Source organism: Paenibacillus amylolyticus (assembly GCF_036894225.1).
Taxonomy (GTDB): Bacteria; Bacillota; Bacilli; order Paenibacillales; family Paenibacillaceae; genus Paenibacillus; species Paenibacillus amylolyticus.
Map to the genome: position 1 here is coordinate 4,048,262 of NZ_CP145892.1, position 26,356 is coordinate 4,074,617.

26 protein-coding genes and 1 other annotated feature are annotated in these 26,356 nt (G+C 45.3%); of the genes, 12 read left to right on the top strand and 14 right to left on the bottom strand.

The features are described from left to right. Positions 1-7 precede the first annotated feature (7 nt). The 5 genes from V6668_RS17960 to V6668_RS17980 form a co-directional block, all read right to left on the bottom strand. Positions 8-985 carry an aromatic acid exporter family protein gene (locus tag V6668_RS17960; protein ID WP_036613548.1) on the bottom strand — a complete coding sequence of 326 codons (978 nt, stop codon included), beginning with the start codon at positions 983-985 and terminating at the stop codon, positions 8-10. A 348-nt stretch (positions 986-1,333) separates the two neighbouring features. Beyond that, positions 1,334-2,125: an ABC transporter permease gene (locus V6668_RS17965; protein ID WP_370739078.1), complete on the bottom strand. Its 792-nt coding sequence runs from the start codon at positions 2,123-2,125 to the stop codon at positions 1,334-1,336. A gap of 38 nt (positions 2,126-2,163) precedes the next feature. Next, the gene (locus V6668_RS17970) at positions 2,164-2,958 is read right to left on the bottom strand and encodes an ABC transporter ATP-binding protein (RefSeq protein WP_076317596.1); all 795 of its coding nucleotides are present in this window, start codon (positions 2,956-2,958) and stop codon (positions 2,164-2,166) included. Between the two features lie 29 nt (positions 2,959-2,987). Then, a complete protein-coding gene (locus V6668_RS17975; RefSeq protein WP_338706333.1) occupies positions 2,988-3,992 on the bottom strand; it encodes an ABC transporter substrate-binding protein in 1,005 nt (334 codons plus the stop codon). A gap of 160 nt (positions 3,993-4,152) precedes the next feature. After that, a complete protein-coding gene (locus V6668_RS17980) occupies positions 4,153-5,667 on the bottom strand; it encodes a carboxypeptidase M32 (RefSeq protein WP_338706335.1) in 1,515 nt (504 codons plus the stop codon). Positions 5,668-6,017: 350 nt separating this feature from the next. Here V6668_RS17980 and V6668_RS17985 point away from each other — a divergent pair, with 350 nt between their 5' ends. The 4 genes from V6668_RS17985 to V6668_RS18000 all read left to right on the top strand — a co-directional run bounded on the left by V6668_RS17985 (position 6,018) and on the right by V6668_RS18000 (position 8,213). Then, positions 6,018-6,593: a beta-class carbonic anhydrase gene (locus tag V6668_RS17985; protein WP_036613541.1), complete on the top strand. Its 576-nt coding sequence runs from the start codon at positions 6,018-6,020 to the stop codon at positions 6,591-6,593. A gap of 173 nt (positions 6,594-6,766) precedes the next feature. Then, positions 6,767-7,333 (top strand): PadR family transcriptional regulator, encoded by a 567-nt coding sequence (locus V6668_RS17990; protein ID WP_036613540.1) that lies wholly within the window; start codon positions 6,767-6,769, stop codon positions 7,331-7,333. A gap of 98 nt (positions 7,334-7,431) precedes the next feature. Next, the gene (locus V6668_RS17995) at positions 7,432-7,929 is read left to right on the top strand and encodes a hypothetical protein (RefSeq protein ID WP_036613538.1); all 498 of its coding nucleotides are present in this window, start codon (positions 7,432-7,434) and stop codon (positions 7,927-7,929) included. A gap of 5 nt (positions 7,930-7,934) precedes the next feature. Next, positions 7,935-8,213, top strand: a complete 279-nt coding sequence (locus V6668_RS18000) for a YxcD family protein (protein WP_017687903.1) — start codon at positions 7,935-7,937, stop codon at positions 8,211-8,213. A gap of 156 nt (positions 8,214-8,369) precedes the next feature. On the opposite strand, the gene tyrS is transcribed toward V6668_RS18000, so the two are convergent. The 8 genes from tyrS to V6668_RS18040 form a co-directional block, all read right to left on the bottom strand. Then, on the bottom strand, positions 8,370-9,632 hold the full coding sequence (gene tyrS / locus V6668_RS18005; RefSeq protein WP_036672932.1) for a tyrosine--tRNA ligase: 1,263 nt from the start codon (positions 9,630-9,632) through the stop codon (positions 8,370-8,372). A gap of 120 nt (positions 9,633-9,752) precedes the next feature. Then, positions 9,753-9,980, bottom strand: a binding site (T-box leader). 98 nt (positions 9,981-10,078) lie between these two features. Beyond that, positions 10,079-10,528, bottom strand: a complete 450-nt coding sequence (locus tag V6668_RS18010; protein WP_338706338.1) for a DMP19 family protein — start codon at positions 10,526-10,528, stop codon at positions 10,079-10,081. 19 nt (positions 10,529-10,547) lie between these two features. Beyond that, the gene (locus V6668_RS18015) at positions 10,548-10,991 is read right to left on the bottom strand and encodes an Imm63 family immunity protein (RefSeq protein ID WP_338706339.1); all 444 of its coding nucleotides are present in this window, start codon (positions 10,989-10,991) and stop codon (positions 10,548-10,550) included. Positions 10,992-11,086: 95 nt separating this feature from the next. Further along, positions 11,087-12,556 carry a protein adenylyltransferase SelO gene (locus tag V6668_RS18020; RefSeq protein ID WP_036672772.1) on the bottom strand — a complete coding sequence of 490 codons (1,470 nt, stop codon included), beginning with the start codon at positions 12,554-12,556 and terminating at the stop codon, positions 11,087-11,089. 315 nt (positions 12,557-12,871) lie between these two features. Next, positions 12,872-14,188 carry a nucleobase:cation symporter-2 family protein gene (locus V6668_RS18025; protein WP_036613533.1) on the bottom strand — a complete coding sequence of 439 codons (1,317 nt, stop codon included), beginning with the start codon at positions 14,186-14,188 and terminating at the stop codon, positions 12,872-12,874. A gap of 313 nt (positions 14,189-14,501) precedes the next feature. After that, positions 14,502-15,281: an NRDE family protein gene (locus tag V6668_RS18030; protein ID WP_036672773.1), complete on the bottom strand. Its 780-nt coding sequence runs from the start codon at positions 15,279-15,281 to the stop codon at positions 14,502-14,504. Positions 15,282-15,327: 46 nt separating this feature from the next. Next, a complete protein-coding gene (locus V6668_RS18035; RefSeq protein ID WP_036672774.1) occupies positions 15,328-15,627 on the bottom strand; it encodes a Dabb family protein in 300 nt (99 codons plus the stop codon). A 54-nt stretch (positions 15,628-15,681) separates the two neighbouring features. Beyond that, positions 15,682-16,263, bottom strand: a complete 582-nt coding sequence (locus V6668_RS18040) for a TetR/AcrR family transcriptional regulator (protein WP_036672775.1) — start codon at positions 16,261-16,263, stop codon at positions 15,682-15,684. 223 nt (positions 16,264-16,486) lie between these two features. Between V6668_RS18040 and V6668_RS18045 the strand changes: the two genes are divergently transcribed. The 3 genes from V6668_RS18045 (at position 16,487) to V6668_RS18055 (ending at position 19,614) form a co-directional block, all read left to right on the top strand. After that, positions 16,487-17,602 carry an NADH:flavin oxidoreductase gene (locus tag V6668_RS18045; protein WP_036672776.1) on the top strand — a complete coding sequence of 372 codons (1,116 nt, stop codon included), beginning with the start codon at positions 16,487-16,489 and terminating at the stop codon, positions 17,600-17,602. 225 nt (positions 17,603-17,827) lie between these two features. Continuing rightward, complete coding sequence (locus tag V6668_RS18050; RefSeq protein ID WP_036672777.1) at positions 17,828-18,679, top strand: AraC family ligand binding domain-containing protein; 852 nt, start codon at positions 17,828-17,830, stop codon at positions 18,677-18,679. Continuing rightward, positions 18,676-19,614 carry a DMT family transporter gene (locus V6668_RS18055; protein ID WP_036672779.1) on the top strand — a complete coding sequence of 313 codons (939 nt, stop codon included), beginning with the start codon at positions 18,676-18,678 and terminating at the stop codon, positions 19,612-19,614. The genes V6668_RS18050 and V6668_RS18055 overlap by 4 nt, the downstream gene beginning before the upstream one ends. A 70-nt stretch (positions 19,615-19,684) precedes the next feature. Here V6668_RS18055 and V6668_RS18060 read toward each other — a convergent pair whose 3' ends face one another. Next, positions 19,685-20,386 (bottom strand): pseudouridine synthase, encoded by a 702-nt coding sequence (locus V6668_RS18060; RefSeq protein WP_036672780.1) that lies wholly within the window; start codon positions 20,384-20,386, stop codon positions 19,685-19,687. Between the two features lie 204 nt (positions 20,387-20,590). On the opposite strand from V6668_RS18060, the gene V6668_RS18065 reads away from it, so the two are divergent. The 5 genes from V6668_RS18065 to V6668_RS18085 all read left to right on the top strand — a co-directional run bounded on the left by V6668_RS18065 (position 20,591) and on the right by V6668_RS18085 (position 26,233). Further along, positions 20,591-21,223 (top strand): DUF1963 domain-containing protein, encoded by a 633-nt coding sequence (locus V6668_RS18065; RefSeq protein WP_036672782.1) that lies wholly within the window; start codon positions 20,591-20,593, stop codon positions 21,221-21,223. 343 nt (positions 21,224-21,566) lie between these two features. After that, positions 21,567-22,775, top strand: coding sequence for an MFS transporter (locus V6668_RS18070; protein WP_036672784.1), 1,209 nt, complete (start codon positions 21,567-21,569; stop codon positions 22,773-22,775). 89 nt (positions 22,776-22,864) lie between these two features. Continuing rightward, positions 22,865-24,103 carry an aspartate aminotransferase family protein gene (locus tag V6668_RS18075; RefSeq protein WP_036672786.1) on the top strand — a complete coding sequence of 413 codons (1,239 nt, stop codon included), beginning with the start codon at positions 22,865-22,867 and terminating at the stop codon, positions 24,101-24,103. A 271-nt stretch (positions 24,104-24,374) separates the two neighbouring features. Beyond that, positions 24,375-25,424 carry a zinc-dependent alcohol dehydrogenase gene (locus tag V6668_RS18080; protein ID WP_036613515.1) on the top strand — a complete coding sequence of 350 codons (1,050 nt, stop codon included), beginning with the start codon at positions 24,375-24,377 and terminating at the stop codon, positions 25,422-25,424. A gap of 71 nt (positions 25,425-25,495) precedes the next feature. Continuing rightward, on the top strand, positions 25,496-26,233 hold the full coding sequence (locus V6668_RS18085) for an HAD family hydrolase (RefSeq protein ID WP_051449872.1): 738 nt from the start codon (positions 25,496-25,498) through the stop codon (positions 26,231-26,233). Positions 26,234-26,356: the final 123 nt, after the last annotated feature.

A 26,356-nucleotide genomic window follows, 5' to 3' on the forward strand; every position in this document is an offset into this window, starting at 1 on the left:
TTTTCTATTATTCGTTTGTAGATTGGGACCGGTCCGAGATTGGGGACGGCGCTTTGTCCTTCTTCGCGACTTTCAGATACAGCGCGAGTTCACGGCACAGCTGGAGAATTGCGGAACGAATCTCGAATTCTTCCCTTGTATCCGGCAGCTCCATACGTTTGAATTCTTCTTGCACATCTGCAAGAAGTTTTTCAGTTCGTCCGGTGTAGGATTCAGTAAGTACATCCTGACTAAGCTGATCGAACAGTTCCGATACCATTTCTGCATGTGGCATCTTCTGATAGATCTGGGATACGAGATGCATCATGTGCTGGATGGAGTCCAACTGCGTTTTGCGCATATAAAAGTAGACACTCCATTCCTCATTCGGATGAATCACCTGATTCTCCAGAGACCGCTTGGCAGCATCAATACCGCCAAGGATCGCTTTATCTGCTTCAATCAGCTCTCTCCCCGCCCATGCTTCATTGGGATTACGCAGCGTGGCCGCAAATTCCTTGAAAATCTTCGAGAAGAGTTCATCGATTCGTTTGCGAATGCGCAGCATCTGTGGATCTGCTGCCGGCATATAGGCCAGGTTAACCGCCATTGCGGAACCAAGACCAATTAACAGCAAAGCAATTTGTACGAGGACGACATGCACGTCCATCTCCCCGCCGCCGAACACCCGAAACACCACAACAGAACCTGTAACAATACCTTCTTTGAAGCCTACCCGGACAATAGCCGGGAATGCGATCAATATGTATACCGCCAGCACCCAATAATGGAAGCCTAGAAAGTGAAAAAGTACACTTGCAAATAAAAGTCCAACTACGGAAGCAAAGAACCGCGCCGATATGGTGCGAATACTTCGTTTTCTCGTTACATCCACGCCAAGAATGGCAAGCAATCCCGCTGATGTTGGTCCCGGCAAGCGACACCAGTCTGCAATCAATACAGCCATTAATGCGGCGATTGCAGTTTTAATTACCCTAAAACCCATTTAACATTCCATCTCCTCTAAGCTGCAAAAAAATTCTTAGCCAGCTCGTCGCCTCATTCATTTATCATGACTAGTATGTCTCATCCAAATGTAAACTAGACGACATCAACCGACATGCGCATGCATGCCGGTCACAGCAACACGCCCCGAATGAGGGACGCTGGCAAGTTAGATCGTTGCGACAGAACCTCAAGGCCCTCTTCTCCAATCATCGCATTCATTCCGGATCTGCGCGGAATAATCATACTAAATATGGTACTTGATTTTACGGTATCGGGCAACGTGACACCCCTTGTGAAATTGTATACATATCATACCCGGTCACATTACGAGTAAAACACTTCCAAATCACCTGCGGCCAGCCAGCATTTTGCGTTCTGCATAGACAACAAGTTGGTACATGGCTGTTGCAACTGCGGCAATAATTAACAGACTCGATAATACAAGTGTGAAGTTGAATACCTGAAATCCGTAGATAATTAGATAACCTAGCCCTTGTTTGGCGACCAGAAACTCACCCACAATTACACCCACCCAAGCCATGCCCACGTTCACTTTCAAAGTGGATACAATCGCCGGAAAAGAAGCAGGTAATACAACTTTTGTAAAAATCTCGGAACGTTCTCCACCAAACGTACGAATGACTTTAATATAATTGGGATCGACTTCATTGAAGCTGTTATACACCACCAGTGTTGTGATAATGACCGTGATGGACAATGTGGTCATAACAATCGCTGTAAAACCCGCGCCGAACATCACAATAAAGATCGGGCCAAGTGCTACCTTTGGCATACTGTTAAACACAACCATATAGGGGTCCAACACTTTGGACAAAAAAGGAGACCACCAAATTAAAACCGCAAGCAAGGTTCCTACCAGTGTTCCCAGTAAAAAACCAACTGCCGTTTCTCCTACGGTTACCCCAACATGTGCCCACAACTCGCCACTAGCGATGTCCTTGCCAATCTGGGCAAAAACCTTACTCGGATAACTGAATAACAGTACATCAATCCAACGGAGTCTGCCTGCCACTTCCCATAGCAAAAACATACATACTAACATAGATAACTGTACGGCAAGCACTTGATGTCGCCATCTGGCCACCTGCTGAATATGATTCCGATGCAGCTGCCCCATCCATTCGTCACGCTTTTCCTGCTTCGGATTCATTGGATTCACGCGTCTTCCTCACCTCCCCCGGACTGATCCAGTTCACTCCACAATGCCTGAAACAACGCATTAAATCCTTCTTGCTCCCTGGCATGAAACGGCTGAGATTTACGAATTCCATCGGGAATGATAAATTCACGACGGATGCGGCCCGGATTGCGATCCAGTACAATGACGCGGTCACTGACCGCAATGGCTTCAGACAAATCATGGGTGACGAGAACAGATGTTTTGCCAAACTGTTTTAACGTGTCCGAGACCAGATCCTCCAATTGCAGCTTGGTTTGATAATCAAGTGCTGAGAATGGTTCATCCAACAATAAAATCCCCGGATCGGTTGCCAGCGTGCGCACCAGGGCTACTCGCTGTCTCATGCCTCCTGAAAGCTCTGAAGGGTACTGATTCTCCGTTCCGGCCAATCCCATACTTACCAGCAGTTCCCGTACACGCTCTCGGCTCCGTTCATCCAGTCTGCCTGTCAGTTCAAGACCGATTAATGCATTATCCAGAATGGTCCGCCACGGAAACAGATAGTCCTGTTGAAGCATATAACCAATCTGTGCTGAGGGGCCGCCAACGAGTTTACCTTTAACCTTAACCTCTCCTCGGGTGGGTGTGAGCAGCCCGGCGATGATCGACAACAATGTCGTTTTACCGCATCCACTCGGTCCAACCAGACTGACGAACTCTCCTTTTTGGATCTCCAGACTCAAGTCCTCAATCACCAAGGAAGCTTCCCGCTCGCTGACGTATACTTGAGAGATCCCTTCCAGTCGGATCACACTTTCGGATTCAGGCATTCTGCTCACTTCCTTTCCTGAATACCCCATTACTTTGATTTCGTAACCTCTTCCGCATAGGCATTATCCACAATGGCATTCAAATCCACACGTTCTTTCAACTCTCCGGCGGCACTCATGACATCAAGCAGATTGTTCCACTCTTCCTCATCAATGATCGGATCCGTTGCATAGCTGCCCTGTTCCTTATAACGGTTCACACTGCTTACCAAAATGACTGGATCGATGTCTTTGAAAAAAGGAGAAATGACTTCAGCAATCTCTTCAGCCGTATGGGAATCCACCCATGCCTGCGCTTTGTGCAGACCATTCGTAAACTTCTGTACGATATCCTTATTGTCGTTAAGATAACTCTGTTTCGTCATGAAGACGGTGTAAGGCAGAAGACCACCTTCTGTGCCAAACGATGCAACAACCTTACCCCGACCTTCTTGTTCAAAGATGGATGCCTGGGGTTCAAACAGTTGAACATAATCTCCCGTGCCTGAAGCGAAAGCAGACGCAATGTTGGCAAAGTCCACATTTTGAATCAGCTCCAGATCACTTTGCGGATCAATGCCATGTTTGTTCAGTGCGAACTCCCCTGCCATCTGCGGCATGCCGCCTTTGCGTTGACCGAGAAATGTGGAATCCCTCAGTTGCTCCCAATCGAAGCTACCTTCTGTGTTACGAGCGAACAGAAATGTACCATCCGTCTGGGTGAGCTGGGCAAAGTTAATGACCGGATCTTCCGCTCCCTGCTGATAGACATATATGGACGTCTCCGCCCCTACCAGTGCGATATCCACCGAACCTGCGAGTAATGCCGCCATCGTTTTGTCACCACCAGCAGTCGTTTGAATATCCACCTCAAGTCCCTGTTCTTCAAAAAAACCTTGAGCCACAGCCACATACTCCGGTGCGTAAAATACCGAACGAGTCACTTCGCCAATCGTAATCTTGGCTTCATTCTCTTCCTTATTACAGCTGGTGAGCGCCACAATGATAATCAGCAGAATAACGATGCCCCGGACGAACCATGGCGTGTATTTCATGTTGTTTCCCTCCTTCACTGGTTTCAGCAGTTTCTCTCTATTATGGATATGCCGATGCCCAACAAAAGGTTAAGAACTTAAATGCAAAAAAGAGCCGGGCAATGTTGCCCGACTCTTCAGCTCTTCGAAATGTTATTCAGTATGTTATTTACGGGGATACCTACAGCTTGTAAATCTCGGCATATTTGGCTTCCAGATAATCAGCCAGATAATCCGGGTTCAATTCTTCACCCGTTATGGCAACAATTAATTCGGAAGGTGTGCGACTTCTACCATACCGGTAGATCTTGTCTGTAAGCCATTCCTTAATTGGAATCAGATTACCTTCGGCAATGAGGGTATCAAACTCCGGCATTTCCTTGCGCAATGTATGTAGAATTTGAGCTGCATACATATTACCCAGAGAATACGAAGCAAAGTAACCAAAGTCACCACCAGACCAGTGAACATCCTGAAGAACACCGTCTCCATCATTCGTTGGCATAATACCTAGGTATTCCTTGTATTTTGCATTCCAGGTCTCTGGCAGGTCTTTCACTTCCAGACCATCGTTGAATAACATTTTCTCGATCTCATATCGGATAATAATATGCAGGTTATAGGTCAGTTCATCCGCTTCGATCCGAATGAGTGAACTCTCCACCCGATTGATTGCACGATAGAAATCTTCCAGTTCAACCTGGCTCAGTTGCGGGAAATGCTGCTGCAAATCTTTGTAATAGCGTGTCCAGAATGGCAGGCTGCGACCAATCATGTTTTCCCAAAGACGGGACTGAGACTCATGAATCCCCATGGACGTTCCTTCGGCAAGAAGGGTACCCGCCAGACTGTCATCAATATTTTGCTCGTACAGGGCATGTCCACCCTCATGCAGTGAACTGAAGACTGCGCTTGCTACATCATCTTGCAGATAATGTGTTGTGATCCGCACATCACCCGGGTTAAGACCCGTTGCAAAAGGATGAACACTCTCGTCCAATCGTCCAGCTTCAAAGTCATAGCCCATTTGTTCCAGGATGAACAGACTGAATTTTTCCTGCTGTTTGGTGTCAAACAACTGATTCAGGAACTCTGTATTTGGCTTGTTTTCTGAAGCATTAATCTTCTCTTGTAGAGGCACCAAACGTGCTTTGAGGCGGGCGAACACAGCGTCCACTTTCTCAACCGTCAGATCCGGTTCATACATATCAAGCAACGTATCATAACGTGTATCCTTCACACCCCAATAATCAATAAACTCCTGTTTGAGCTTAACGATATCTGTGAGATAAGGTGAGAATCCAGCAAAATCACTGTTATGCTTGGCATCTTCCCATGCCGTTTCGGACTTGGCCGTGAGCACCGTATATGCTTGTACTTTCTCAGGTGGTACGGATTGACTGCGATCATATTCTTTCTTGCAATCTTCAACCAGACGACGATCTATATCTTCGAGCTGTTCCAATACTGCTGGAGTCGTTAATGCATCCAGGTAAGTCTTCATGTCAGCCGAGGTTTGCAGCTTGAATGCTTCGGTGGACAACATACCCAGCGTCTCCGAACGAGTCGGAACGCCTTTTTTCGGCGCACCTGTGCGCAGATCCCAGTGAAGCAAACCAATGGCTTCATGATAGCTCTTAATTTTACGAGCCAGATTACGGAAGGATTCCAAATGTTCCTGTGTTTGTTTATCCATTGTTATCGTTCACCTCTTCAAAAAAAATGTTATACCCTATTGATGATACTTTTTGCATTGCGTATAATCAACTTTTAACAGATGAAAATTGCATTGTTCTCCTAAAGATACGTGTTCAAAAAGTCTGGTTTTCATTACCGAGAAGATAGAAATGGCGTTCAACTTCGATGCTGATGATGCCCTCAGGCATGATTTGTAATCAAAAGTGGACTTTTTGAACAACCTCTAAAGGGTTGGAGTAATTCCATCTGCTGACCGTGAAATACTATTTAAAGCAAAGGCGTGTAGGACAAGCTGCATCATATGCAAGTGGCCGTGCTCGTCGTATTGGATAACAGGAGGCAATGGACATGAACAACATTCAAGAGATTTTGACTTACAACAAATCATTTGTCGAGACTAAAGAATACGAAAAGTATACGGCTGGCAAGTTTCCAACCAAAAAGATGGTTATCATCACTTGTATGGATACACGTCTGGTGGAATTGCTGCCCAAGGCTATGAACTTGAAAAACGGCGATGTGAAAATCATTAAAAACGCAGGTGCAATTATCTCTCAGCCTTTCGGGAGTGTAATGCGTAGTGTACTTGTCGCCATCTATGAACTGGGTGCAGATGAAGTCCTGGTAGTGGGGCATACGGAATGTGGTATGGCTTCCCTTCACGCTGAGACCATGATTGGACATATGGTTGAGCGTGGCGTATCGGAAGAAGTCATGACTACTCTGGAGAACTCTGGCATCCGTTTGCAAAAATGGTTGCGTGGGTTTGACAGCGTCGAAGAAGGGGTAAAACATACTGTGGAAGTGATCAAGAAGCATCCTTTACTTCCTCCCAATGTACCCGTCCACGGCATGGTTATCGATTCTGCTACAGGTGAACTTGATCTTGTCGCTGAGGGGTATGGACAACAGGCATCTCTCTAAATGGTTTGGAGTGCGGACCTTATGGTTCGCACTTTTTTTGTCTAAATTAAGGCAGTTGTTCTGTCAGGTTGTCAAACCATACAGTTTCAGTGTACACTTTTTATGAAAGCGGTCAAAGAAAGTAAAAACGATTGTTCTCTCTGACCTAGCCCTAATATTAAGGAGACATGTGCATGAACATACTTTCCTACGGATTACTCGGGCTGCTTACCCGCGAGGAGTCATCGGGCTATGATCTGATGCTGAAAATCCAGCCTCATTGGCAGGCGAAACACAGCCAGATCTATCCACTCCTGTCCAAGATGGAAAACGATGAGTTATTGGCCTCCCGCTGGGTACAACAGTCTGACAAACCGGACAAGAAAATGTACGCAGTTACGGAAAAAGGCATTGAAAAGCTCTTGGAATGGATGATTACTCCTGTTACCGCACCGGTTACACGCGATGAATTTAATTTGCGTATTTTGTGTGTTGGCATAGCGGAAGACGGAAGCATGAGACGCATTCTTAACGAGCGTAAAAGCTGGTTTATGGAACGCATACGTTATTTCGAGGATCTGAAGTCACGTATACCTCAGGATAATCTTCGTGTAGGCAACCGAGATTTTGGAAGCTACATCCTGGTACAAAAAGGGTTAATGCACGCACAAACAGGCCTGGAATGGTGTCATTGGGTTACCCAATTGCTTGATGGCCAAGCTGCAATTCAAGACCCAAGTCCAAGCGTTTCAGAAATTTAATAAAATTTGAAACGTTCCTGCAAGTTGACCGTATTACATGAGTAAGGCCCATTTTTGGGCGATTCAAACAAATTAATCGGGGGGTTACGATCTTTACAATGAAGAAAAAATTCGGAGTTAAACATCTAATGATGGTATTTATGGCCTTTACATTATTGTTCGCAACAGTGGGAGTAACGAATCCGGATTCTGCAGATGCAAGACGTGGTGGCGGATTCAAATCCGGTACGAAAAGTTATAGCAATACACCTAAGAAATCCGACAGCAATGTAAGCAAATCGAATACGAATAACAATTCCAGCAATGGAGCAGCTACAACGAACCGTGGCGGATTCTTCGGCGGTGGCGGCGGATTCATGAAAGGCATGATGCTTGGTGGTCTTGCTGGTATGATGTTTGGCGGATTGTTCGGTGGCATGGGCGCTCTGGGTAACATCCTTGGATTGCTCGTGAACGTTGCAGCAATTATGTTGATTGTTATGCTGGCTATGGCACTCTTCAGAGCCATCTCCAATCGTCGCAAACCTGCAGCGGATGGTCGTTATGACCGTCGCAATGATCGTGATGATGACCGTAACAGAAACGGACGGTACTAATCTCTATGGTTCTGAGCATGGATGAAATTGTGAATGCAATCTGTATTCATATGGCAGAACGTAAGGGTGTACGTCCAACCGATGTGAATGTAGAACTGAGTTGGGAAGAAGATACAGGTTATTCCGCTGAAGTTTGGATTCAAGGCCGTAGTCAATATCTGGTGGAGTCCAATATGATTGAAGCGATTCTTCGTTACCTGCACAGTGAATACAACATCCGGGCGTACCGTGAAAATGTGCGACTTGATCTGGATGAAGAAATCACAGCGATCGTTAATCAATAAGATAGGTCACTCACTGGCCTGATATACGAAAGACCGCCTCCCCTCTGTCGCCTGACAGAGATGGAAGGCGGTCTTTTTGTTTCTGTATTTGTAGCTCTATTTGTGCGTCTATTGTAGTCTCTATACGTCTCTGTGTTACGTTCTAATTCTTGGAAACTACGATTGAAGTTTAACCAGGCTGTAGTTCTTCTTACCTTTACGGATAATAATGAATTTACCGCCAATGGCATGCTCTGCCGACACTGTGAATTCAAGCTCCGTGATTTTCTCACCGTTCATGGAGATAGCGCCTTTAGTGACATCCTCACGGGCCTGGCGTTTGGATGGCTCCAACCCCAGATCTACGAGCCAGTCGACGATATTTTTCGCTTCCCCGTCCGTTTCGAATGTTGGCATTTCCTTGAAACCCTGCTCGATTTCATCTGCTGTCAGGGAACGGATATCACCACTGAACAGCGCCGCTGTAATACGCTTAGCCTGTTCGAGCATTTCTTCGCCGTGAACGAATTTTGTCATTTCTTCCGCGAGTGCTTTCTGTGCTTCACGTCTGTGCGGCTCTGTCTCTACCTTTTCAGCCAAAGCTTCGATTTGTTCTTTGCTGAGGAAAGTAAAGTATTTCAAGTATTTAATGACATCACGGTCATCTGTATTCGCCCAGAACTGGTAGAACTCAAATGGTGTTGTTTTGTTCGGGTCAAGCCAGATTGCGCCGCCAGCTGTTTTACCGAATTTGGTTCCGTCGGATTTGAGCATGAGCGGAATGGTCAGACCGTACGCCTTCGCTTCTGATCCTTCTTTTTTACGAATCAGATCGAGACCACTTGTGATGTTACCCCATTGATCCGAACCACCGATTTGAAGCTGTACATCTTCGTTCTGGAACAGGTGCAGGTAGTCGAGTGATTGAAGGATCTGGTAGGAAAACTCGGTGAACGAGATTCCGCCTTCCAGTCTGCTCGCAACCACATCCTTAGCCAACATTGTGTTAAGGTTAAAGTTTTTGCCGTAGTCACGCAAGAATTCAATCACATTGATTTTGTGTGTCCAATCGTAGTTGTTCACCATGCGAACCTGATTATCACCGTCTGTTACAAACAACTTCTTCATCTGCGCTGTCAGTGCATCCACATTCTCCTGCACTTGCTCCATCGTTTGCAAAGAACGCTCTGCCTGCCGACCACTTGGATCACCAATCGTTCCTGTAGCTCCACCTATCAAAATAACCGGACGGTGTCCTGCCAGTTGAAAACGTTTCAGCATCATGAATGGAATGAGATGTCCGATATGCATGCTGTCCCCCGTAGGGTCAACGCCGCAGTACAATGAGATTGATTTGGTTTCAGTCAACTCACGCAGTCCCTCTGCATCTGTCTGCTGGTTAATGGCGTCACGCCACTGTAGTTCATCAATAATATTCATCATGTGTATAACCCCTTTTCTATCCTCAAGATTCAGTCATGATCAACGTTAAATTACGAAATTACACGCTGGAACGGCTTTTTTGGACACAAAAAAATCGCCTCCTTGTCTTCATTAAGACACAGGGACGATTATCATAACCGTGGTACCACCCAAATTGCATGGACAACACGTGACCTTAACACGTTATCCATACCACTTTTGGCAATATATCGTTTGCCCATCCGCTTGGCATTACCCAAGTACTCCAGAGTGTAATTCGCAGCCCTTGTATGTATCAGGTTCCATCAACCCCTGACTTTCTGTAACAGGGACAAAGCCGCTACTGCGCTCTATCAACGTGATTCATGTATTCAATTTATAGCAAGTATAGCCGAACGTTTCAGTCATTGCAAGACCAAGTATTAATCTTCGAACAGAACAACGGATGCATAGTTGAAACTAGATTATATAATCATCATGTTCAATTTTCCGTGATAATAACCATAGGCTTTCTCCGCGATCTGATCCTCATTGTTCCAAAACTTCTGATCCAGCGCATCTAACTGCTGCTCTTGTTCCTTTGTCAGGAATTTAGGAATATCCCACAGTTCAGTAAGCCTTTCATCCTCTTTCAGATGCTCAATGCAGCCGTATGCTGACGTTATAATCTCCACGACTTGAGTCGCACCAATGATATGTAATGCCCGCAACGCGTAACGGTATACCTCTTCCCCCCAGTTGCAGAAAAACTGTATAAAACCGCCATTAAAGACATCCGCCTCTAATAGCCATAAAGCAGCAATGTCCTGCTCGTTCGAAGTCAACGATGCCCAGCCCTGTTCAGATTCATTCTTTTTTTCGACAAATAACATAGCATAGTCATACCATACATCATTAATATCATGCTCGCTCATGTAACACACCTCACTTTTTTTATGTCATGCCCTCTAACTCCTGACGTTTACCCGTCTGATGCCAATGTAAATACGGATCACCGATCTGCTGGAAAGCTTCCTGAACACCCCTGTTCAGTTCCTTCATCACTTCATTTGTGTAGTTCAAATGCGTTTCTTTATTATCCACGCCATGTCTTTCCAACAACCCTACATGCGTCGCGGTGAAAATAATATCTTCCAGCAACCAATAGATGACTTCATCCGGCTGTTTCACCCGTTTTTCTAATGAGACGAGACCACGTTCGTATATTCGAACGATATACGCATCTTCTCCACTCTCTACATAGGGCACCCCATCCCATTTAAAGCTCTCAAACAAGCGGTTAACATAGTTCTGCATCTGTTCCCTAGGGAAAGATGTACGCTCTAAAAGCTGTAAAAGGAAGTCTGCCAATTGTTGTTTGCTTAACATGTTGGACATGAATGCACCTGCCTCTATAAAGTAACGTCGATGACAGAATGAAAAATGAAAAAGCTGCCCAAGGCAGCCTCTTTATATTTATTCCTACTGTTCAATCAGGTCCCACAAAAAGTCTGATACGAAGTATTACATTGTGCAGGTAGTTCGGCATATTCAGCCTGTTCAGGTGAGTGTGCAAACGGATCTGAAAGAACTGCCAAAAGCTTCTCCATCACGCTAAGATCTCCATGATTCTCTGCTCGCTCAAGCGCTTCTTCAACCCGATGATTGCGAGGAATGACAGCTGGATTGTTTGTTCGCATCAACTGCCCAGAGACTTCCTTCTCCCCTTGCTGTCTGTCCAATCTTGCTTGCCACCGCTCATGCCATTCAGCAAATTCTGGCGTGCCAAACAAAGCTGTCCCTTCCAATGTATCAAAGGTCAATGCCAGGAACGTATTGGTGTAATCTGCACTATGCTTCTCCATAAGTTCAAGAAGCTCCTTGATCAACGCTTCATCTTCGGCCTCTTCATCCAACAAGCCCAGTTTGGCACGCATTCCCTTGAGCCAATGATGATGGTACAATTCAGAAAATTGTGCGATAGCATCCTGAGCGAGTTGCACGGCCTGTTCTTCATCTTCATGCAACAACGGCAGAAGCGTCTCGGCAAAACGAGCCAAATTCCACCCGGCAATATACGGTTGATTACCATAAGCATAGCGACCTTGTCTGTCAATGGAGCTAAATACGGTCGACGGATTGTAAGCATCCATAAAGGCGCATGGACCATAATCGATGGTCTCACCACTGATCGCCATGTTATCCGTGTTCATCACGCCATGAATGAAACCAACACGCTGCCATTGGGCTATGAGAGCCGCCTGCCGTTTAATCCCTTCCTGAAGGAACAAAAGATAGCGATTTTCGGCTTGGGCAACCTCAGGGAAATGTCGATTCAACGTGTAATCAGCCAACGCCCGAAGATCTTCAATAGACCCCCATCTTGCTGCGTACTGAAAGGTTGCTACTCGGATATGACTGGAAGCCACCCGGGTCAATACGGCACCTGGCCGCTCTGTTTCGCGGATAATGTTTTCTCCTGTTGATACCACAGCCAGACTGCGTGTCGTTGGGATACCCAGTGCATACATCGCTTCACTAATAATATACTCTCGCAACATGGGCCCTACAGCAGCACGTCCATCTCCTCCACGAGAGTACGGTGTTCTCCCTGAACCTTTCAGCTGGATATCCACTCGCTCGCCCTGTGGCGTAATCTGTTCACCTAGCAGCAAAGCACGCCCATCTCCAAGCATGTTAAAATTGCCAAATTGATGTCCTGCATAGGCCTGAGCCAAAGGCTCGGCTCCTTCCGGGATCGAATTACCTGCAAAAATTTGCGCTCCTTCATCACTGTCAAGAGACTCCACATCCAGTCCCAGGCTGGATGCAAGCAATCTATTGAAAATGATTAGCTTTGGTGATTCAACAGGCACTGCGCCCTGACTTGTAAAAAAGGGTTGCGGTAACTGCGCATAACTATTCTCCAAGTTCCACCCTTTGTTCAACGTTTCTTGTTGCATGGTGATCACAACTCCTTTTCTGCACCAGGGATATCCCTTGGTTATATTGTAGCCTTGTGAACCAATGCTCATTTATGTAGTCGCATGGAAATTCAATTCAAGAGGTTGTTGACTTAAACGAACATATTAAATGTTCTTGATGAAACTTTAGCATATTTGCATGCCTTTTGCATTCCTCATGAATCGTAAGCACCAAAAAATCCAAGAGGTTTCTTTGCCAAGTGGAATCATTGTCTTGCATTCCACTTCCCAGAAAACCATCTTGGATCCATTCCGCTTACTTACTCCTAGATGACACGTCTGTTATTACAAGGATTACGTATGTGCTTCCTGAGCCTGTACAGGCTGTACTGGCAAGCTCCCTTTTTTCAAAGCGAGGTTAAAGAAGACATTAAGCAGGATCGCTGACAGGCTTCCTGTGATAATACCATCGCTAACAATAATCCGAACACTTTGAGGAAGCTGGGCAAACAGATCGGGTACAGCAGTAACACCGAGCCCAAGTGAAACGGAGCAAGCCACGATCAATAGATTGGATTGTTTGCCAAAGTCGACGTTTTGCAGCATTTTGATCCCGGATGAGACAACCATTCCAAACAGGACAACAGTCGCTCCTCCGAGGACAGCACTTGGAATAATGGTTGCAAAAGCAGCTACCTTCGGAATGAGTCCCAGAAAGACCAGAATACCTCCGGCTGCAACAACAACATTGGTCGTTTTCACTTTGGAGAGCTGAACCAAACCGACATTCTGAGCAAATGTATTATATGGAAAAGCATTAAAGATGCCGCCCAGAACAAACGCGAGACCTTCTGCGCGATATCCCCGTGCCAGATCTTTTTCGTTGATCGGTTGATCACAGATTTTGCTCAAAGCCATAAATACACCTGTTGATTCGATGATAACCACCGTACCTACAATAATCATTGTAATAATGGGGCCGATTTCAAAGGTAGGCCATCCAAAGTAAAAGGGTTGAGGTAAATGGAACCAGGAGGCTTCCTGTACAGAGGCAAAATTCACTTTTCCCATAATGGCTGCGATGAGGGTCCCCACGATAATACCAAGGAGAACAGCCAGGGATTTAACAAACCCGCGAGCATATCGATTCAGGATTAGAATGAACAGTAATACACCAAATGAAAGCGCCAAATTGTCCAAACTTCCGAAATTCTCACTGTTTGCTCCACCCGCCATGTTTTTAATTCCCGTTGGAATCAGCGCAAGACCGATGATGGTTACCACTGTACCGATCACAACTGGTGGAAACAATTTGACAATTTTGCTAAAAAATACGGCAAAGATGACGATAAATAACCCTGCTGCGATGATCGACCCATAAATGGCGGGAATTCCGTACTGCGATCCAATTGCAATCATCGGTGTCACCGCTACAAAAGAACTTCCGAGCACCGCTGGCAACCCAATACCCAAGTACTTCCCTTTCCGAGCCTGAAGCCATGTTGCAATCCCACACGTTAACAGGTCAATGGATACCAGATACGCCAACTGCTCTGCAGTCAGATTTAGTGCTCTGCCCACAAGCAAAGGCACCAGAATTGCTCCCGCATACATCGCGAGTACGTGCTGAATTCCCAGTGAAAAAACTCTCATCTTTTTGGTTTCTTTCATCCCATGTTGCCCCCCTGAAATTAGAATCAACAGAACCGCTGCAAAATCATGTTATGTTGATTCACATTATATAAACTATTCAGGGAAGTTCCATGATTCATAACATAGAATTGTGATCAGAGATAAAGAACCCAACTAAAATTGGGCGTGTTACACAAAAGGTACTCTCAAACGGTTTATGTCGCGTTATATTAGTTAACGCGGAAAATTCAAACAATTCTTTACACTCAGAAGCAATGAAACATGAACTTTGGATTTAACTTCAGTGATTCATGTAAATGCATAATGTTTGAACATCATTTCTTTCATATTCTCAGCTTGTCGTGTTAAGAGGTTTGATGTTAAAACGTTGCTCCATTACCTCTCCGTTCTGGTGAACCCTCTCCGTAAAAAACACTTCTTCTCTGTTCATCAGAACAACGGATGAAGCTCTGGTCCCATAGTCGAATTTCTCACTTCTAACAAAGATGGGAGAAAGTAAACGTTCCCACTCCAATGGAACACCTGTATGAGGTAGATGCTCATCCACTGAAGGGTCTGCCATTTGCAGCAAACCTAATATTTGCTCTGTCAGGGTAGCTTCGTCCTCCCCTTGGATGATTTTCTCCAGCCCTTCTTTCCCACGTTTCACCTTGGGCCAATCTGTATTAATCAAGTGATTACTAATCCCGTATATTCCCGGTTTCAACTTCATCACAACATTACCCACATTAGAATAATAATAGAGGTCGTCAGGATCACCCACTAACAAATTGTAGCCAGGATAATCATTTTGACTTTGCTCCGCATGTTGCATATATTGCTCAGGTGTGGACGTCCCCTTTAAAAAATCAGCAACCAGATCTCCTCTTGAGCCCTTGGCATGTACCTCTTCATTTGGATCCCGATAATTCGTGATAGCAGCCAGACGCCCCTCTGTGGTTACGCCCATCCAGGTTCCCATTTTCGACAAATCCCGCCCAGCCAATATATGAGGATGATCTTCCCAATAGTGTGCTTGAGCCGTAGGTCTGTGATAGAATTCATCCCTATTTGATCCCAATATAAGCGGATACTTTGGATGCATGTTGTAAGCAAATAAAATTAAACACATGGGAATCTTCAACTCCTATATTGGTTAAACCTCTGATTTCGCGCCTTTAAATAGCATAGTCAACTACAATTACATCTTCCACCCAACCATCGAGGGAAGCTACAAATGCCTGATGAGCAGGATGTGGACCATAGGCGCGCAATGCCTCCTGATCTTCAAACGTCACTCTCAATCCAATCGTGTAACCTTGGATACGATCCGTTTCTTCCGTTGCATTGATCCCTGCGGTCAGCCCGACAATCCCCGGTATTTGTTCCTGTAACGCGAGCAATTGATCCACCCATTCCTGCTGTTTAGCTAGTGTGGTTTTATCGTTAAATTTAAAAACAACCAAATGTTCAAACATCTTGTTATTCCTCCCATATCCATCCGAATATTAATGCAATTTCGTTAAATAAAGTTAATTCAACAATTCCAATCCACCCATCATATAAGGGACCACTCTGTTGGCTAATTCAGCCGGAGATTCCTGCCCGCCTTCAATATTCCATCGATACGTCATTCCATAGATCGACCAACTTAGTGTGGTTGCCGTAATTTTCAGCGTTTTGGGATCTACTTCACCCGCTACTTTGCTCAATAATTCAAGAAGGAATTGCTCCAGTTGAGTCTTGATGTTCTCTTCAATAATTGGTGCAACTGTCTCATATTTTTTGATGCAACCATTACTTGAGACGTGATAATCACATAATGAAAATATAAGTTGCTGTATGGTTTCGGCTGATAACCGGGCATCCGGGTCCACTCTTTTCGTCACATATTCCATAAAAGCATCCGCTAAAAAGGCTTCAAGCAGTGCATATTTATCCTGAAAATGGGCGTAGAATGTAGCCCTGTTAATTGTGGCTTGTTCTGTAATGTTTTGAATCGTAATGCTGTTGAAATTTTTAATATTCAATTGGTTTAAAAACGCATCAAGAATTAATTGACGCGTGCGGATTACACGCGGATCATTCGAGTTTGGAGACAATACACCAGACATGTCCCAATCCTCCTTTGTACACAAAATATTTGGTTAGACTCCTTCATTATAGATAAGTGTTAATTGTTCAACAAGTGAAAGTAAGTGCAAAGACACCATACAATAATCCGTGTCTTTCGCTTAAGCAACAAAATGCTTCGATTGTTGGTTGAGCATGCCTATACACCTTGTTAAGATTGCACTTGTACCCGCTTGAAGGTGCATAATAATGGAGGTGCTTAGTTTGAGTAATCAACAACATAACGTTATTTCTACGGAGCTTCTGTTCCAACCATACACTGTTCAAAAGTTAACCCTATCCTCGCGCATCGTCATGTCCCCCATGGCTCGTGCCTTCTCCCCGGATGGTGTGCCAGGTCCCGATGTAGCTGCATATTATCGCCGACGTGCCGAGCATGGTGTTGGACTCATTATTACAGAGGGTGCAACTATTGAGCATCCGTCTGCATCAAGTGAGCCTAGGCTCCCTCATATGTATGGAGAAGCAGCTCTTCACGGCTGGGCTGAAGTAGTCAAACAAGTCCATGAAGCTGGCGGCAAGATTTTCCCGCAAATTCTGCACTTGGGTATTACCCGCCCTTCTGGATCTCAACCTCACCCAGAAGCTGAATCTCTTAGTCCATCGGGAGTTGATATGGAAGGTACTCAAGTAGGTGCGCCCATGACGGAGGCAGAGATCGCAACTGTGATTCAAGCTTATGCAGATGCAGCAGCCAATGCACAAAGAATTGGTTTTGACGGAATTGAGCTTCACGGTGCACACGGTTTTCTGATCGATCAATTTTTCTGGAAAACAACGAATAGGAGAACAGACCGCTATGGCGGTGACCTACAGAAACGAACTCAATTCGCGGTTGAAGTTGTAATGGCAGTTCGTGCTGCGGTAGGTCCTGATTTCCCTATCGCGATGCGGATTTCCCAATGGAAGATGAATGATTATCAAGCCAGACTGTTCGACACCCCCGAACAACTGGAACAATTCCTTCATTTGCTGGTTGACGCAGGTGTAGATATCTTCCACTGCTCGACACGACGCTTCTGGGAGCCCGAGTTTGAAGGATCTGAGCTTGGATTTGCAGGCTGGGTGCGAAAACTAAGTGGTCAAACCACCATTACCGTCGGTTCTGTGGGTATGCCAGATGAGCCTGAAGCAGGAGCAGATAAAGCAACACATCCAGGTATGAGCGAGCTTATGAAGCGATATGAACAACAGGAATTTGATCTGGTAGCTGTGGGACGTGCACTCCTTGGTGATCCAGCATGGGCTGCCAAAGTACGCGAAGGACGCCTATCCGAGATACAGGCTTTTACACCTGAAGCACTGGCTACGTTACACTAAGAACAATACCTTATTGTTCCAGAGATTTTTTCTCCCCTATATATAGGTTTGAACTCATGAATCAACTATACTTAGCAAAGGGCTCGCTTTCCCTCCGGGATTGCGGGTATTTTGTTTTTAGAGATATTTGTCCGACCAAACACTTCGAGCAATAGCAATATCGTTCAAGAAAATTCCTTCTTTGCAACCTATAATGACGTTAACATACCAGAAAGAAGGTGCATCATGACTCGGGAAGTCCGGACTGTCGTATTTGATACCGATCTGCAGCTAGAAGCTTATCAATTTGAAGGCATTATGCAGAAGTTTCCCAATCATTTTCATGACTATTACGTCATAGGATTCATTGAGCAAGGCAAGCGACACCTCGTCTGCAACAACGAAGAATACATTCTGAATAGTGGTGACATGATTGTTTTTAATCCACATGATCCGCACGCCTGCGAACAGGTCGATGGCAGAACCCTCGATTATCGCTGTATCAACGTCCAGCCTGAGGTTATGCGAGAGTATGTGAGAGAGATTACTGGACAAGCTTACTTGCCACGGTTCACATCCCCCGTTCTCTGTCAAAGTGAACTTGTGGGTTCCCTGCACGAGCTGCATCAGATGATTCTGGAAGAGCAATCGGATTTCTGCAAAGAAGAATTGTTACTCTTACTACTGGATCAATTGCTGCGAGATTATTCGGATGCTGAACCACCTGTTTCCACACAGGATGTGACCACAGAGATCAGACGCATATGTGATTACATAGAAGCTCATTACATGGAGAGCATCTCACTGAACGAGTTAGCCGATTTGACGGAGATGAGTAAATACCACCTGCTGCGTTTATTCACGCGCCAGAAAGGGATATCACCTTACCGTTATCTGGAGACGATTCGCATTAATCAAGCCAAACGTCTGCTGGAACAAGGTCTGCTGCCGATTGAAGTAGCTGCACAGACAGGATTCAGTGACCAGAGCCATTTCACGAATTTTTTCAAAAAACTGATTGGCCTGACACCCAAGCAATATAGACGTATCTTCAATCATGATTCCGAGTTGAAACGAACCACCACTAACATCATATGACAAGTCATCTTGGTCATCAAAACACTAAAGCCTCTACCGGACATCTACTCGCTTTGTTTACTATACTGATCTGGGGAACTACATTTGTCTCGACCAAAGTTCTGCTGATTGACTTTACTCCAGTGGAGATTCTATTTTTCCGTTTCCTGATCGGATATTTGGTACTATTATTGATTTATCCACGTTCACTGCGGATCGCCTCATTCAGAGAAGAATGGTTATTTATTGGAGCAGGACTATGTGGGGTGACGTTATATTTTCTTATTGAAAATATTGCTCTGGTGTACACAACAGCTTCCAACGTGGGTGTTATTGTCTCCATTGCCCCGTTCTTCACTGCCGTGCTCGCACACTTCTTCTTAGATGGCGAGAAGTTAACTCGCCGCTTCATTATCGGATTCGGGATTGCCTTGAGCGGCATAACACTCATCGCACTGAACGGCAGCTTCATTCTGCAACTGAATCCGATTGGTGATCTGCTTGCTTTCATAGCACCTGCGGTATGGGCGATCTACTCTGTGTTAATGCGGAAAATTGGCCAGCTTCGTTATCACACCATTGGCGCGACCCGCAAGGTATTCTTCTATGGCCTGATCTTCATGCTACCAGCTCTATTCCTGTTCGAATTCCATTGGGAACTCGGACGCTTCACGAACATGACCAATCTCTCCAATATTCTCTACCTCGGTCTGGGTGCCTCCGCGTTGTGTTTCGTGACCTGGAACCGGGCCGTAAATCTTCTCGGAGCTATCAAAACGAGTGTATATATCTATCTGGTGCCTGTCATTACTGTTGTGTCATCTGCATTGATTCTTCGGGAACAGATAACCTGGGTGATTGTACTCGGTGCGTTCTTAACCCTATTTGGCTCTTACATTTCAGAACGAACAGGACACAAGCTTAACAACAAAAACACTAATCCGCATAGGGGTTAGTGTTTGCTTCATTTTTCACTGATATAACTGGACATCGTGTGTGACCACCGTTGACATGAGCAGAAGTCATTCATTTTATCTCATTTAATTGAGACAGCAGAATCTCCAGTTCCTCTTGCTCCAGATGACGCCATTGTCCCCGCTCCAGTTGATCCAGCGTAATATTCATAATTCGCACGCGCTCCAGCTTGAGGACCCGATACCCCAAGGCTTTGCACATTCTGCGGATCTGCAGGTTGAGACCCTGTGTCAGAATAATACGAAATACATTGTCACTTTGCCTATACACTTCGCAGGGCTTGGTCACCACGTCCAGAATTTCAACGCCATCAGACATGGACTTTACGAATTCGTCAGTTATGGGTTTGTCTACAGTCACTACATATTCTTTATCATGATTATGCTCCGAACGCATCATCTTGTTCACAATGCCTCCGTCATTCGTGAGCAAAATCAACCCCTCAGATGCCTTATCCAGCCTGCCTATCGCAAATATGCGAGAAGGATAATTCATATATTGAATGATGTTCCCCTCCACATGTTCTGCTGCTGTGCAGACAATACCGATGGGTTTGTTCAAAGCAATGTAGACAGGTTCGCTGTCATTACGAGGAATCTGCTTGCCATCAATGAGTACCACATCGTGAGGTTCAACTTCCGCCCCTTTTTCACATACCCTGCCATTGATCGTTATGCGTCCGGCCGCAATTAAACGGTTCGTTTCCCTGCGGGAGCAGAATCCCGTTTCACTTATGTATTTGTTAATTAACATGTGTCACCACTTCTCATCTATAGTATTGCCACTGGTTCCTTGAATGCTGGTATGTTCATTCGCTTCATGCAATGAGTTAGTACCTTGTACTGATTTTCATTCCACATCATCTCATTTATACTGAAACGAAGCAATGAATTGTTATATAAAAACACATACAACGTTACATAGGAATGCCAAAATACACTCTGGAAGGAGTTTCTCATGTACAAAGTTACTCGATTTACAGTTGACCCCGATGATCCAAACCAAGACTCTGGCATGTGGATTGGTGGAGAAACTGCATACATTTCCGACTGGCCTCTCAACCCTGAGGGGCAACCTTTATTACATCTGTTCTCCATCAATTGCAATACACTTTCTCAGCAGGTCCATATCCCTTCTTTACCACAAGATAATTATATCTCGGTCTTCTCGACCTACTCCGCCTCCGAATATTTTCTGGATCAGGTAACCTATACGGGAGATGAACTGGAATGGAACGAGAATATTGTTGCCGGATGCACTTATGTCTCGGTATCTTCGCGTCCACTCACTTCCGTATGTCCCGTTCCACCCATTCCGTTAAGCGGCGTACGTTTAATTGAGATGGAGTTAGACGATCAGGAGTTCCCTGCATTTTCATTTTTCTCTCCCACTTTACCAAACGGTGTGAAAGGAATTGGCCATTTGCTAGAAGAACATCAACTGGTGTGTCAAATATATTCCGGAGATTTTCCTGAGCCTTATCGGGATATATTGGGTCTTCCCGATGCAAATGGTTATTTATTTTTGCGAAAGGGGCCCGCGTCTGCTCACGCACCATTCGATGGAATTTTCTTTGTACAGACTGCTTAAGAGCGATACGTGGAAGTCAGGTATCACCATATAAAACGGTTAATCAGAACGTTTCCCGTCTACCTAGACAGGGAACGTTTTTTTATATATGCACGTTTAACTATTCTCGATCAATACAGATGCCAAACCCTGTTAAAAGGTCATATGGATTGAATCATATCTACCCTTTCGACACGAAATCGTTTTAGAAAAAATTTAGTACGAGAAATATTTCTTTTCATCAAAATTTAACATTATTTTACAACAATAAGCATGTACATTTGGACAATTATGGTATAAGTTATATATTAAATAAACATTAATTACATAATATAAAATTTATATCCATCTAGGAGGCGGGCTTTTGAAAAGAATATTCGCTCTAAGCTGCGGTTTTTATCTGTTAATCGGCATAACCAGCGTTGTGCTCGGTGCACTTCTTCCTGTTTTATTGTCACATTATGAGCGCGGTTACAGTGATGGCGGATTTTTGTTATTTCTGCAGTTTCTTGGATTTCTTGTCGGTGTCATCGCAGCTCCTGCCCTGACAGCCCGTATCGGAAGAAAAGCGATGCTGACCCTAGCTCTGATCTGTATTGTAGCCGCCTATATAGTACTCGGTTTTCTGCCATCCTGGTCTGTAGTTCTTCTTCTCACAATTATCGTAGGTTTCGGTTCAGGTATCATCGAACCCTCTGTAGGTGCATTCACGATCGAATTCACTGAGAATCAAAAGGCGGTCGCCATGTCCAAGCTGGATGTCTTCTTTGCTCTTGGAGCACTTCTCATCCCGGCTGTCGCTGCTTTATTCATCTGGATAGATCTGTGGCATCTTACTTTTTATACGGTGGCCGTGTTGTCACTAGTTCTCATGCTGCTGTGGATTACTATGCCCCAGCCAGCCGCACTGTATCTGGAACAGGCTGGTGAGAATACAGTGGCACATGCAGCAGGTAAAGCCCGATATTCGAGAAAACATCTGGGTCTGCTGACAATCTTCGTCATCTTCTTTTTTATCTACATGGGATTGGAACTGGGATTGATGAACTTCCTGCCCTCCATTCTCGTAGAACGATTGCACCTTCAGGAATCTGTCGCATCGCTGAGTGTCTCCATCCTGTGGATTGCGATGATCATCGGTCGTCTTTTCTCCGGGAAAATAGCGGAAGCCGTCAACTATATGCCATTCCTGATCTGGAGCACGGTTGGCACGCTTTTGTTTACTGTCGCTATGGTATTTGTAACTGGACAGTGGGCAACGTATGTGCTGATCTTCGGAACCGGTCTGTTCATGTCAGGGCTGTTCTGTATCGCACTAGTCTACGCAAATGTTCTGATTCCCGGTATGACCGAGCGGACAACCAGTATCCTGATCGCATCGGGTGGTATTGGAGGTGCCATCTTGCAGTATGTGACTGGATGGAGTATGAGTACAGGGCCTGTCGTGAATACAATCTGGATTTTGGCCGGATTCTGTCTGATCTTGCTGCTCACATTGATGGTCTCTCATCTATGGACTGTAAAAAATAATGCAGTACGTACTGCTCTCGCACAACATAGCAAGGAAATGTAAACATCGTTTCTTAAGGGAGGTGATGCCCGCATCATCCGGATTGTTGAGCTTCGTTCGAGCTAGTACACCATTATATTGGAGGAAATCGTATGCAAACTTTAACCAACAACCGCTTCATAGCCGGAAAAGGGATTAAGTTGATTGACGATTCAGGTGTTGAATACCTGGATGGCGTGTCGGGCACGTTCAATCTGTCACTGGGCTATAATCACCCACATGTTGTCAGCAAAATTCAGGAACAAGTCGGCAATCTGACGCATATGTCTTCCTCCTTCACCGAACCGTACGTAAATGAAGTACTTGATCACTTAATCGAATATGCTCCAAACGACATTAATGCCGGATGGATGCGGGATATTACTGGTTCAACTGCCAACGAATGTGCAACCAAAATTGCACAGAAGTATACCGAATCAACAGACATCATCAGCCTGTATCTGTCCCATCATGGGCAGACCCAATTTGCCACCGGGATTTCGGGAAATGCCTTCCGGCGGAAACGGTTCCCCAATTCGGCTGTGGCTAACGCGGTGCATGTACCTGCCCCATACTGTTATCGCTGCCCATTCAAATCCTCAAATGGAGACTGTGGCTATCAATGTGTTGAAGCTATATCTGATGCGATAGAATATGCAAGTTCCGGCTCAGTCGCCTGCATGATTATCGAACCCATTCTCGGAAATGGCGGCAATATCATTCCTCCTCCCGGATATTTCAAACGTCTGCGTAAACTGTGTGATGAGTACAATATTATTCTTATTGCCGACGAAGTGCAGACAGGCATCGGTCGTACCGGAACCATGTTTGCCAGCGAACTGTTTGATATCCAGCCTGACATGATCACCCTTGCAAAAGGTCTTGGCGGGATCGGCGTACCTGTTGCTGCGGTATTAATGCAATCCCGGTTGAATGTGCTCGAAAAGCACGAACATTCCTTCACCTCAGGAAGTAATCTGATCTCCGTAACTGCTGCCAAATCCACCTTGGAAGTGGTATCCGAACCCGGGTTTCTGGATGCGGTGAAACGCAAAGGTGAAATTTTGGGTGAGTTGCTGCATGAATTGGCTATGAAATACCCAAGTATCGGTGAAGCTCGTGGTGTCGGGTTAATGTGGGGGTTGGAGATTGTAGGTGACGGTAATGAACCGGATACGCTCAAAACCAATGCCATTGTTGACCGTGCTTTTACAGATGAGCATCTGATCTTGAGAAGTTCAAGATATGGCTTCGGTAACGTTGTTAAGGTCCGGCCTTCCCTTACCACAACCGAAGACGAACTGGTTGAGATTGTAGAGCGGCTGGATTCGGTGCTTGCCAGCGTTAATTAAAACATTTCAATGCAACTGTTCGAAGTGGTCGTTTCGGTTACGAATCGTTCTTATGATCGCTGTTATCCACGGATTTTCTTGATTTCCCTTTCCCAAGGGAAAAATCCATTGATAGCGTATGCTTTCGAAGCAGCTTTCTGAAAACTTTGAGGCGAATGCTCCGCTTCTCCAGGATCAATTTCGTCCCTTCACTACTTTCGTATCTTGTCTGAAACTGTTTTCAAATGAATCGCTATATTTATATTTTTTATTATTATAAGGAGGTTATATCATGCTTGCATTGGTATACAAATCGGCTTGGGATGTGGCGCTTGAGGAACGGCCTGTCCCGGAAATTACAAGAGATAATCAGGTGTTGGTTCGTATTCGGGCGACAGGTGTATGTGGTACCGATCTCGGTATTGTCAGCGGCAAATATCATGCAGTTCCTTCTGTCATTCTCGGTCATGAGTCTGCCGGGGAAGTCATTGATGTTGGCTCTGCGGTAACGACATTACAAGCGGGCGACCGTGTTGTGATCGACCCTACCTACTATTGCGGACAGTGTGACATGTGCAGAACAGGCAGACAAAATCATTGCACACATAAGTCTGTTACCGAGACAGGTGTGAGTGCTGACGGAACATTTACAGATTATTATGTGACCGAGGATCGTTTTTTGTACAAATTGAAGGAGCATGTGAGCTATGAAGAAGCAACTTTGACGGAACCACTCAGCTGTATGCTGACGGGGATTAATCAGATTCATCTACTGCCGAATTTCAGAACAATCATCCTCGGTGCAGGCCCGATCGGCATTCTGTACAGCTACGCGCTCGCTTCCAAAGGGGTTACCGGCTGTCTGGTTGACATCTCCGAAGAACGCTTAGCCATTGCTGGTTCCATTGCACCTGATCGTTGGGAAGTTCATTCATCCTTCGAAAATGCCATAGAATTACTGTCACCCGCAACCCAGCAGGTCGATATGATTGTGGATACAACGGGCGTTGTGGGCACACAAGTACTTTCCCAGCTCGCCAGCGGCGGTTACCTGATGCTGGTTGGTCTGAGAGATGGAAACACATCCTTCAATCCCAAAGAAGTTGTGGACCGCAGTCTGAAAATTATTGGTTCCATCGATTCTCTGGGAACATTTGCAACCGCACATTATATGATTGAACAAGGGATTATTCCGGCAAAAAAAATCATCACCCACTCCTTCCCGTTGGAGGATTACGAAGAAGCATTCCGCACACTTGGCTGTGATATCCAGGGACGCACACTTCAAGCCTCTTCACATGCCATTAAAGTTGTGCTGCAATCCAGCGGTTCCAGTTTCTGAAGTGGAACGTTAACCATGAATGGATTACATTAGAGATATATGTATACACAATCCTGGAGGAGGAATACAACATGGCAGCGAACAAAGAATCTAACGGACTGGGAGCCCCCAATGATGACATCATTCAAGCGGTCATTTTTGACATGGATGGTGTACTGATTGACAGCGAACCGATTTATTTCGAGATTGAGCGCAGCTCTTTTACCCATTTTGGAGCAAGGGTGACTGATGAAGAACATCATAACTATGTAGGAGTTACGCTGGAATCCATGTGGCAACAAGTATTGGACAAGCATCAACTGACAGCTACGCTGGAAGAAATATTTGCTTATCATCAGCATAATGTGATGCAAACGATGCTCGCCCATTCGAATCTGACGGCAATGCCTTCCGTGGAACGCTGGTTAAGCTGGCTGCATGAGCAACATATACCCATAGCCGTTGCTTCTTCCTCTCCACGTGCACTGATTGATTTGATCATGGACAAAACCGGACTTGGACAATACTTTGAGGTGCGAATGACAGGTGAGGAAGTTACAAACGGCAAGCCGGCACCAGATATTTTCCTGACCACCGCTGAGATGATTGGTGCATCTCCTTCGAATTGTCTAGTGATCGAGGACTCGCGCAATGGTGTTCAGGCCGCCAAAAGTGCAGGCATGCGCTGCATAGGATATCGTAATCCGGGATCAGGCAACCAGGACTTGTCCAAAGCCGATCTTCAGATTTCCAGTTACGATGAGTTATGGACATTGAAGGATACACTGCCCTTTGAAGGCAGATTGCCAAGCTTGTCAAAGTTTCGCTGAGAAGATTGTAATAAAAAGATCATAATTTCGGAATGTATTTAGAAAAAAAACAACCCAAACGGCTTCAATTCATTCGAATTGGAGCTGTTTGGGTTTTGCTTGCTGCAATGGGTGTTACATAAG